The organism is Streptomyces sp. W16 (assembly GCF_033194735.1).
Lineage (GTDB): Bacteria > Actinomycetota > Actinomycetes > Streptomycetales > Streptomycetaceae > Streptomyces.
In genome coordinates this window covers 1-10,012 of record NZ_JAWOAI010000378.1, presented here as the reverse complement: position 1 = coordinate 10,012, position 10,012 = coordinate 1, and the positions used below count along the sequence as shown (strand labels likewise).

Sequence of the window (10,012 nt, the reverse complement as noted above, 5' to 3'; positions counted from 1 at the left end):
GGGTCGCCGTCGCACAGGAGGGGACGGCCGCCGAAGACGGCGGGCAGGGCGAGCCGGTCGACCATCTCGGGCATCCGGTCGCCGGGGCGCAGCGAGAACAGGATCGCGCCGTCGACGTGGCCGCCGCCGAGGTAGTCGGCCACGCGCGCGTAGTCGCCGGGTTCGTCCACGAACAGCAGGACGGCCTGGGCGCCGTGCCGGGCGAGTTCGCCGCGGATGCCGCGCAGCAGGCAGTCGAAGAACGGGTCGAGGAACAGCCGGTTCTCGGGCTGGGCCGCCACCACCGCGACGGCGCCGGTGCGGCGGGTGACCAGTTGCCGGGCCGCCTGGTTGGGGACGTAGCCCAGCGCGGAGATCGCCTCCCGGACCCGGACGGCGACCTCCGGACTCACCTTGGGCTCGCCGTTGACCACCCGCGACACCGTGGACTTCGAGACCCCCGACCAGCGGGCGACATCTTCCAGCGTGGGGCGCCGTGCGTTCGACCGCTGCGTCAACACCATCTCCGTTACGGCGAGTTGGGCTGTTGCGTACGCGGTCAGTATGCCTCTACGACCTTGACGTCCTCCTCCGTGATCTCGCCCTCCACGATCCGGTAGGAGCGGAACTGGAAGGGGCCGGCGTCGTCGGTGTCGGCGGTGGAGACGAGGACGTAGTGGGCGCCGGGCTCGTTGGCGTAGGAGAGGTCGGTGCGGGAGGGGTAGGCCTCGGTCGCGGTGTGGGAGTGGTAGATGATCACCGGCTCCTCGTCGCGGTCGTCCATCTCGCGGTAGAGCTTCAGCAGGTCCTGCGAGTCGAACTCGTAGAACGTGGGCGAGCGGGCCGCGTTCAGCATCGGGATGAAGCGCTCGGGGCGGTCCGTGCCCGCCGGGCCCGCGACGACTCCGCACGCCTCGTCGGGGTGGTCCTTGCGCGCGTGGGCGACGATCTGGTCGAAGAGGTCCTGGGTGATGGTCAGGGTCGGCATGGTCGTCAGGATAAGCAGAAGGGCCACCCTGTACCGAGTGGTGGTACGGGGCGGCCCAAATACCGGGATCTCGGCGACCGTCGCGGTCAGCGCATCAGGGTCGTGACCAGGGTCTCCTGGAGGCCGCCCAGCCAGAGGTACGCCATCACCATCGGCTTGCGCGGGTCCTCGTCCGGGAGGCGGTAGAGGTCGTCGGTGTCGTCCTCGTCGGTGATGTCGAGGCGTGAACCGATCGCCAGGCGCAGGTCGTTGAGCGAGCCGAGCCACTGCCGGGACTCCTCGGCGGTGAGCTTGAGGATCGCGCCGCCGTCGCCGCCGGGGGTGAGCGAGTCGAGGGTGCGGACCACCGCGAGGGCGTTCTCGCGCTTGCCGGCGCGGAGGTCGTTCTCGGTGAAGCGGCGGAACTCGGCGGAGTGCGCCATCCGCTCCTCCGCGTCCTGCGGGGAGTCGGGGGCCTGCTCCGGGTCGGTGTAGGCGTCCGGGAACAGGCGCCGGAGCACCGGGTCGGCGGGCGGCTCGCTCGGGCCCTCGGCGAAGAGTTCCGCGAGGGGGTCGTCGGGGGCGTCCTCGCCCGGGCCCGGACCGATCAGCTCAAGGAGCTGGACGGCCAGTGACCGGATGATGGAGATCTCGACGTCGTCGAGGGCGACGGCGGCACCGCCGCCGCGGAGCGGTTCGAAGTGTCCTGGCATCGGGATGGGTCGCTACTTCCGGTCCTGCTGGAGGGTGGCCCACAGACCGTAGCCGTGCATGGCCTGCACGTCGCGTTCCATCTCCTCGCGGCTTCCGCTGGAGACGACCGCGCGGCCCTTGTGGTGGACGTCCATCATGAGTTTGGTGGCCTTGTCCTTGGAGTAGCCGAAGTACGTCTGGAAGACGTACGTCACGTAGCTCATGAGGTTGACCGGGTCGTTGTGCACGATCGTGACCCAGGGGACGTCCGGCTCGGGTACGGCGAAGACCTCCTCCGCCGACTCGGTGCGTTCGATCTCCAGGGGTGCGGGTGACGTCACACGGGCCATGCTGCCACCACAAGGGGGCCTCCGCACAAATGGACCCCACAAATCGTCAGAGTGACGAGATGGGAGTACGATCCATCGTCATGAACACAGCGGACCTTGGGCTGCCGGTGGACGTTCCCTCGACGGCGCTCTTCACCGACCACTACGAGCTGACGATGCTGCAGGCCGCCCTCAAAGCGGGTACGGCGGACCGGCGTTCGGTCTTCGAGTGCTTCACCCGGAGGCTGCCCGAGGGCCGTCGCTACGGCGTCGTCGCGGGCACCGGACGCGTGCTGGACGCGGTGGAGAACTTCCGGTTCGACGCGGACGTCCTCGGCTTCCTGCGCGAGCGGAACGTCGTCAACGAGGAGACCCTGGCGTGGCTCGCCGCCTACCGCTTCAGCGGTGACGTCTGGGGCTACCCGGAGGGCGAGGTGTACTTCCCGGGCTCGCCGATCATGCGGGTCGAGGGGTCGTTCGCCGAGTGCGTGCTCCTGGAGACCGTGATCCTCTCCATCCTCAACCACGACTCCGCGATCGCCGCCGCCGCCTCCCGCATGGCCTCCGCCGCCGGGGACCGCCCGCTGATCGAGATGGGCGCCCGCCGCACCCACGAACTCGCCGCCGTCGCCGCCTCCCGCGCCGCCTACGTCGGCGGTTTCGCCACCACCTCCGACCTCGCGGCCGGTTTCCGCTACGGCATCCCCACCGTCGGCACCTCCGCACACGCCTTCACCCTGCTCCACGACAACGAACGCGACGCGTTCCAGGCCCAGGTGGACTCGCTCGGCCGGAACACCACCCTGCTCGTCGACACGTACGACGTCACCGAGGCCGTCCGTACGGCGGTGGAGGTCGCCGGGCCCGAACTGGGCGCCGTCCGCATCGACTCCGGCGACCTGCTGCTCGTCGCCCACCGGGTACGGCAGCAGCTGGACGAGCTGGGCGCCGTCAACACGAAGATCATCGTGACCTCCGACCTCGACGAGTACGCCATCGCCTCGCTGGCGGCGGCGCCGGTGGACGCGTACGGCGTCGGCACCCAGCTGGTGACCGGGTCCGGGCACCCGACCTGCTCGATGGTCTACAAACTGGTCGCCCGCGCCGAGTCCGCCGACCCGAAGGCGCCGCTGGTGCCGGTCGCGAAGAAGTCGAGCGGCGGCAAGACGTCGATCGGCGGGCGCAAGTGGGCGGCACGGCGGCTGGACGGCGACGGGGTCGCGGAGGCCGAGGTGATCGGCACCGGGACGGTCCCCGCCGAACTGGCCGACCGGCAGCTGCTCGTCGAGCTGGTCAAGGGCGGCGAGGTCGTGGCCCGCGAACCGCTGGACGTCGTACGGGACCGGCATGCCGTCGCGCGGGCCAACCTGCCGTTGTCGGCGACCCAGTTGTCGCGCGGCGAGGCTGTCCTTCCGACGGAGTACGTCCATCTGCGGTCGGGTAGTTAAGAACCGCTAGTTAAGACCCGTACGAAAATCAGGGGTGCGCCCTCCCGCGGTGGCGCCGAAGTCTCTAGGCTCGAATCTCACTCTCCGTCGAAGGACACCCATCATGCGCCGCGCCTTGATCGTCGTTGACGTGCAGAACGACTTCTGCGAAGGGGGCAGTCTCGCGGTGGCCGGTGGTGCCGACGTGGCCGCCGCAGTCACCGAGCTGATCGGGCAGGCGCCCGCCGGCTACCGGCACGTCGTGGCCACCCGCGACCACCACATCGCGCCCGGCGGCCACTTCGCCGACAACCCCGACTACGCCCACTCCTGGCCCGCGCACTGCGTCGCGGGCACGGAGGGGGTCGGGTTCCACCCGAACTTCGCGCCCGCGGTCGCCTCCGGCGCGATTGACGCCGTTTTCGACAAGGGGGCGTACGCGGCGGCGTACAGCGGGTTCGAGGGGCGGGACGAGAACGGGGTGTCGCTCGGGGAGTGGTTGCGGGCGCGGGAGATCGACGAGGTGGATGTCGTCGGGATCGCGACGGACCACTGCGTGAAGGCGACCGCGTTGGACTCTGTGCGGGAGGGGTTTCGTACGCAGGTGTTGCTTGATCTGACGGCTGGGGTGGGTAAGGAGACGACCGACCGTGCGCTGGAGGAACTGCGTTCAGCTGGGGTGGAGTTGACGGGGAAGCCGGTCGTCTGACTAGTTCTTTTTCCGCGGGCCGGTGGGGGCTGGTCGCGCAGTTCCCCGCGCCCCTGAAGGGGCGCTCCAGCTAAAGGGGTGCTTCGGCCCGCGGGGTTTCCACGGGCTCCGTTGCCGGGTGTTGGCGGCTCAGGGTCTCGCCCTCGATGTCGACGTTGGGCAGGAGGCGGTCCAGCCAGCCCGGTAGCCAGGAGATGCGCTCGCCGAGGATCGCGAGGACGGCCGGGACGAAGGCCATGCGGACGATGAAGGCGTCGAAGAGGACGGCGATGGCGAGGCCGAAGCCGATCATCTTGATCATGGAGTCGCCGGCCGTGATGAAGCCCGCGAAGACCGAGATCATGATGAGGGCGGCGGCCGTCACGACCCGGGCGCTGTAGCGGAACCCGGTCGCGATCGAGGCGTGGGCCGGGCTGCCGTGGACGTAGGCCTCGCGGATGCGGGAGACGAGGAAGACCTCGTAGTCCATGGCGAGGCCGAAGACGATGCCCACCAGGAAGATCGGCATCAGGCTCATGATCGGGCCGGTGCTCTCCACTCCCAACAGGCTTGCGCCCCAGCCCCATTGGAAGACCGCCACCACGCAGCCGAGCGCGGCCAGCACCGAGAGCAGGAAGCCGACGGCCGCCTTGATCGGGATCACTATCGAACGGAACACCAGGAGGAGCAGGAGGACTGCCAGGCCTACGACCACTATCAGGTACGGGACCAGGGCGCCGCTGACCTTCTGGGCCACGTCGATGTTGAGGGCGGTGGTGCCGGTGACCTCGAAGGTCGCGCCGGGGGCCGCCGCCACGATCGCGGGACGGTCGTCGCGGATGGTGTGGACGAGGTCGACGGTCTTCTGGCTGGTCGGCGCCTCGGCCGGTACGGCGGTGAACAGGGCTGTGTTTCCAGCCGAGTTGAAGCGCACCGGCGACACCGAGACCACACCCGGCACCGCCGCGATCCGCCGCTCGACCGTGGCTGCCGCGGCCTTGGGGGCGGAGGCCTTCGTAAGGTCCACTACGACCGTCAGCGGGCCGTTGAAGCCGGGGCCGAACGCCTTGGCGAGGTCGTCGTAGGCCCGGCGTTCGGTGGTCGCGGTGGACTTGGCCTCGTCGCCGGACTGGCCCAGCTGCAGGCCGATCACGGGGAGCGCGAGGACCACCAGACCGGCGACCGTGCCGAGCAGCACCGGCCAGGGGTGGCGCAGCACGAACCCGGCCCAGCGGCTGCCCATGTTGCCTGCCACGCCCTGGATGCGCCGTCCGGTGGTCTTGTAGCGGCGGGAGAGGACGGCGCGCGGCCAGAAGCCGAGCAGGGCGGGCACGAGGGTCAGCGCGATGAGGACGGCGATGACGACCGCTCCGGCCGCGCACAGGCCCATCTTGGTGAGGAGTGGGATGCCTACGACCGAGAGGCCGGCGAGTGCGATGACGACCGTGAGGCCCGCGAAGACCACCGCCGAGCCCGCCGTGCCGACCGCCAGGCCCGCCGCTTCCTCGGTGGTGTGGCCGTTGGCGCGTTCCTCGCGGTAGCGGAAGACGACGAAGACCGCGTAGTCGATACCGCAGGCCAGGCCGAGCATCGTGGCGAGGGTGCCGGTGGTGTCGGAGAGGCCGAGGGTGGCGGCCAGGGTGGTGATCGCGGTCATGGAGATGCCGACGCCGAGGATCGCGGTCAGCAGCGGGAGTCCGGCGGCTGCAAGGGATCCGAAGGTGATCAGCAGGACTACGGCGGCGATGGCGACGCCGAGGACCTCGCCGACGCCGCCCGCGGCGGGCTCGGCGGCCAGGGCGGTGCCGCCGATCTCGACGGTGAGGCCGGAGTCGCGGGCCTGCTCGGCGGCGGTCCTGAGGTTGTTCTTGGCGGTGTCGGAGAGGTCGTTGGCCTGCACCGTGTACGTGATCGTCGAGTACGCGGTCGTCGCGTCCTTGCTGACCGCGTCCGCCTGGAAGGGGTTCACCGCGGAGGCCACCTGCGGGCCGCCGGAGACCTCGTCGACGAGCCGGACCACGGCCGCCCGGTCCGCGCCGGTGGTGATCCTCTGTCCGTCGGGGGCGACGAAGACCACGCGGGCCACGGCGCCGTCCGCCTGTGCGCCGGGGAAGCGCTGCTGGATCAGGTCGAAGGCCCGCTGGGACTCGACACCGGGGGTGGAGAAGGTGGTGGAGGGGGCGTCGGCCGCCTTGGCGGAGGCGAAACCGAGGGCCGCGAGGATCACCACCCAGAGGACGGTCACATACCAGCGCCGGCGAAAGGCCAGGCGCCCCAGGCGATAGAGGACGGTAGCCACGAGGGCCTCCGGCGGTCTTTGGGGTGCCCCGAGCCATCTCAGGATGGGGTGCATCGGGGCGGACCGCCTGCCGGGGGCGCGTCGTCGGTTGTCTGCGGGCCGGTGGGGGCTGGTCGCAGAAAACACACCGCCCCTCCCGCGGAGCGTCACGCAGCGGCCGGAGGCCTCCGTAGCAGCGCCTTGATCGGATGCCACAGCTCCTGCGCCCGCTCCGGCCCCGGGACCACGACAGCGTTGTCAGGGGCCGGCGCCGTGCGCCATATCAGGCCATCGGGATGGTGCAGGACCGCCGTGATCTCGTCCGGGGTCGGCGGCTCCGCGTTGCCGCGCAGGTAGACGGCCCGCATCCCGAGGTTGCGGAGCCTGGTCAGGGCCCGGGCGCGGTTGCGGGCGTGGACGAGCACGCGGACGCAGCCGTCACCCTGGGCGGTGGGTCTTGGCAGGTTCAACGCCACCACCACGCTGCCCGTCGGCAGCCTGCAGAAACCTCCTGCGGACAATGCGGTCACACCCCCTGGCGGGTCGAATTCGAGGTCGGTGTCAATAAGCCAAGCACAGGACGCACCTAAACACGGATCGGCGGCGACCCGCCAGGGGGTCACCGCCGATACGTGTCTGACCTGCGCTTTTACCGACTACTTCGCCGAAGGGCCGACCTGGAGCGTGACCGTCGAGCCGTTCAGCGGCTCCTTGACGATCTTGATCCGGGTGTTGGTGTCAGTGATCTTGACACCGGCCGTCGGGTTCGACGTGTCGTAGTAGGTCGACTTGCCGTCGTCGAAGACGGGGACGCCCGGCTGCGACTTGATCTTGGTGGCGACGTCGGCCTTGTGCAGCGTGACCGAGTCCGTGCGGTACAGGCTGAACGGGGAGTCGTAGGCCTGGATGCGGTTGCGCATCAGCGTGCCGTCGGTCCACTTCAGCTGCGTCGGGTGGGAGTCGATCGGCAGGATCAGACCCTCACCGGCGTGCTGGCTGGTGTTGTCGTCCGCCTGCGAGGTGTCCCACTTCCAGATCAACAGGCCGTTCTGGTAGGCGTAGTGCTCCACCCAGTCCGGACGGGTCGTCGAGAAGCCGAAGTTGTACGGGCCGACCTTCAACACCTTGTCGTACGACACGTACTGACGGTTCTCGGCGATGTAGTACTGCGCGTAGTCGTCCGTGAAGGACGAGCCGATGCGCGAGAAGCCCTTCGCCGTCCACGCGGCGTCGGCGGTCTCGGCGTTGTCGGAGAACAGGGTGGCGCCGTCGGCGGTCACCGTGATCTCGTCGGCCGCGAAGCCCTTCTGCGCCACACCGCTGTCCGTCTGGTAGCGGAAGCGGACGTCGATCTTCTGGCCCGCATAGGCGTCCAGCGGGTACGTCAGCTTCTGGTACGCGGCGGCCGTGCCGGTGAGGGCGGGGTTGCCGCTGCCGTCACGCGGGATGGCGGAGCCGTCGGCCAGGGTGCCGTCGATCGGGGTCCAGTTGGCGCCGCCGTCCTTCGACACCTCGGTGTAGAGGTAGTCGTAGTCCTGCTCGGCGTCGTACCAGCCGTCCAGCGTGAGCGCGGCCGACGACTTGCCGGTCAAGTCCACTGTGCGGGAAAGGGTGTTGCTCAGGTCGTTGCCGCTGCCGCTCCACCACTGCGTGGCACCCTGCGCCGGGGTGACCACCGTCGTGGTGACCTCCTTCTGCGGCAACTGCACCACGAGGGCCTGCGGGTTCTTGGTGTTGTACTCCGCGACGCCCAGCGTGTGCTTGGACTTGGTGCCGGCCTTGGCCACGTCGTAGTCCAGCCAGCCCAGTTGGAGCTTGTCCCAGGCGTTCATGTCGCCGGGCAGGTCGCCGATGGCTTCCTTGCCGGTGCCGAGCCAGGAACCGGACGACATCAGCGTCCAGAAGCCGGTGGAGTTCTCGCCGCCCGCGGTGTCGTACTCGTCGGGCAGGCCGAGGTCGTGGCCGTACTCGTGGGCGTAGACGCCGAGTCCGCCGTTCTCCGGCTGGATCGTGTAGTCGCCGACCCAGACGCCGCTGTCGCCGACCTGGGTGCCGCCGAGCTTGTTGGTGTCCGGTCCTGTGGAGCCGGCGTCGGTGCCGAAGGCGTACCAGCGGTGGGCCCAGATCGCGTCCTCGCCCTGCGCGCCGCCGCCCGCGGACTCGTCCTCACCGGCGTGCACGATCTGGAAGTGGTCGATGTAGCCGTCGGGCTCGTTGAAGTTGCCGTCGCCGTCGTAGTCGTAGCGGTCCCACTGGTCGAACTGGGCCAGCTCCGTCTTGATCTCGGCGGCGGTGTCACCGGCGGCCTCGCGCTGGGCGACCCAGGCGTTGACGCCGTCCTGCACCGCGTACCAGGCGCCGGTGGAGGCCTTGTTGGAGCCGTAACGGGCCTCGTTGTAGGGGACCTTGACCCAGTCGGTGACCTCGCCCTCGACCGAGTAGCGGCCCGAGGACTGCTTCTCGTAGTACTTCTTGAGCGACTCGGTGTTCTTGCCGGTGCCGAAGTACAGGTCCTGGAAGTGCGCCTGGTTGTAGTCCGCCTGCCAGGCCGTGGAGTTGTCCTTGGCGCGGTCCGGCGCGGCTATCTGGTTGTGCAGCGGGCCGACGGTGCCGCCGTAGCGGCTGTCGACCTGGTCGCCGAACTCGACCAGGATCGTGAAGATCTTGTCGGTCTTCTCCCGGCTCAGCTCGACGTACTTGCTCTTGCCGCCCTTGCTCTTGAGCTGGACGACCTTCGAGCCGTTGCGGTCCTTGACCGAGGCCTTGCCGGCTATGACCTCGTTCAGGGCCTCCTGGCGCTGGGCGTCCTGCGTCTTGCTCAGCGGGCCGTCGAGGTCGTGCTCCTTCTGCGCGACCGGCGCGGGGTCGTGCCGGTCTACGGCGGCGGACTCGGCCGAGGTGTTGGCCTCCGCCACGGCGAACGTCGAGAACGTGGCGGTGGCCGCCGCGAGGGCGACACCGATCGCGGCCGCTCTGAACGTCCAGGGTCTGCTGGTCACTTGAGGTCCTCCCCTGCGCAACCGACCGCGCGGAAGGGGGGTCCTGGAAGTCATGGAGGCCCGCGCGCGGTGTACGCGTGATAGTCAAGTGACGTTATTTGACTAGAGGTTTACGAGAAAAGACAGACCTTGACTTGAGCAGGACAAGTGCACTATGCGAAGCCGGGGTCCGCTTTACGGACACCTGGAGACCACTCGTGTATCGCTCAACAGGCGCGCGGGTCCGTCCACTTCGTGGACGGTATGACTCCGTGCGCCCCCCATGCTCCGGAGCTGTGTGTTAGGTCATGCTTACTGCACGTTCCACTCGGGCATGCAGGCGAATAGAGTCGATTGGCGGATCGCCCGGAACCGGCGGAAAGCCAGGCCGACATCCTTGTCGCACCCCCCTTTCACAGCTCCCCTCCATCGCCTAACGAGGACTCGATTGCCATGCCTCGTCCGACCGCCGCACAGCTCGCCTACGGTTCGTTCACCGTGATCTTCTCGACGCTCGCCATGCTGCTGCTGTCACAGACGAGTTCGGGTCTGGGGATCGCGGTCGTCGCCTTCGCGGCGCTCGCCCTCGGGCTGCTCGTCTCGCTGACTGTGCCGCAACCCAAGACCCGCCGCGCCACAGTCGCGGCCCGCGGAGCGGCCCAGGCCGCGACCG

Annotated in this window: 10 protein-coding genes; 3 read left to right on the top strand and 7 right to left on the bottom strand. The window is 69.3% G+C overall.

Annotated elements, in window-relative coordinates:
- The 4 genes from R6V09_RS36525 to clpS form a co-directional block, all read right to left on the bottom strand.
- Positions 1-503, bottom strand: a 503-nt coding sequence (locus R6V09_RS36525) for a LacI family DNA-binding transcriptional regulator (RefSeq protein ID WP_317885770.1), incomplete at its 3' end; no start/stop codon positions are given.
- 35 nt (positions 504-538) lie between these two features.
- The gene (locus R6V09_RS36520) at positions 539-967 is read right to left on the bottom strand and encodes a M67 family metallopeptidase (protein ID WP_317885769.1); all 429 of its coding nucleotides are present in this window, start codon (positions 965-967) and stop codon (positions 539-541) included.
- Positions 968-1,053: 86 nt separating this feature from the next.
- Entirely contained in the window at positions 1,054-1,659 is a 606-nt protein-coding gene (locus R6V09_RS36515) for a DUF2017 domain-containing protein (RefSeq protein ID WP_317885768.1), read from the bottom strand.
- A 12-nt stretch (positions 1,660-1,671) separates the two neighbouring features.
- Positions 1,672-1,989 carry an ATP-dependent Clp protease adapter ClpS gene (gene clpS / locus R6V09_RS36510; protein ID WP_317885767.1) on the bottom strand — a complete coding sequence of 106 codons (318 nt, stop codon included), beginning with the start codon at positions 1,987-1,989 and terminating at the stop codon, positions 1,672-1,674.
- 80 nt (positions 1,990-2,069) lie between these two features.
- Here clpS and R6V09_RS36505 point away from each other — a divergent pair, with 80 nt between their 5' ends.
- Both R6V09_RS36505 and R6V09_RS36500 read left to right on the top strand, forming a co-directional pair.
- Positions 2,070-3,416: a nicotinate phosphoribosyltransferase gene (locus tag R6V09_RS36505; RefSeq protein WP_317885766.1), complete on the top strand. Its 1,347-nt coding sequence runs from the start codon at positions 2,070-2,072 to the stop codon at positions 3,414-3,416.
- Positions 3,417-3,519: 103 nt separating this feature from the next.
- The gene (locus R6V09_RS36500; protein WP_317885765.1) at positions 3,520-4,104 is read left to right on the top strand and encodes an isochorismatase family protein; all 585 of its coding nucleotides are present in this window, start codon (positions 3,520-3,522) and stop codon (positions 4,102-4,104) included.
- 70 nt (positions 4,105-4,174) lie between these two features.
- Here the strand turns inward: R6V09_RS36500 and R6V09_RS36495 are convergent, their stop codons facing one another.
- The 3 genes from R6V09_RS36495 to R6V09_RS36485 all read right to left on the bottom strand — a co-directional run bounded on the left by R6V09_RS36495 (position 4,175) and on the right by R6V09_RS36485 (position 9,360).
- Entirely contained in the window at positions 4,175-6,382 is a 2,208-nt protein-coding gene (locus R6V09_RS36495; protein WP_317885764.1) for an MMPL family transporter, read from the bottom strand.
- A gap of 146 nt (positions 6,383-6,528) precedes the next feature.
- Positions 6,529-6,882 (bottom strand): hypothetical protein, encoded by a 354-nt coding sequence (locus tag R6V09_RS36490; RefSeq protein WP_317885763.1) that lies wholly within the window; start codon positions 6,880-6,882, stop codon positions 6,529-6,531.
- Positions 6,883-7,017: 135 nt separating this feature from the next.
- Positions 7,018-9,360, bottom strand: a complete 2,343-nt coding sequence (locus R6V09_RS36485) for an immune inhibitor A domain-containing protein (RefSeq protein WP_317885762.1) — start codon at positions 9,358-9,360, stop codon at positions 7,018-7,020.
- 432 nt (positions 9,361-9,792) lie between these two features.
- Here R6V09_RS36485 and R6V09_RS36480 point away from each other — a divergent pair.
- On the top strand, positions 9,793-10,012 hold a 220-nt coding region (locus R6V09_RS36480; RefSeq protein ID WP_317885761.1), incomplete at its 3' end, for a hypothetical protein.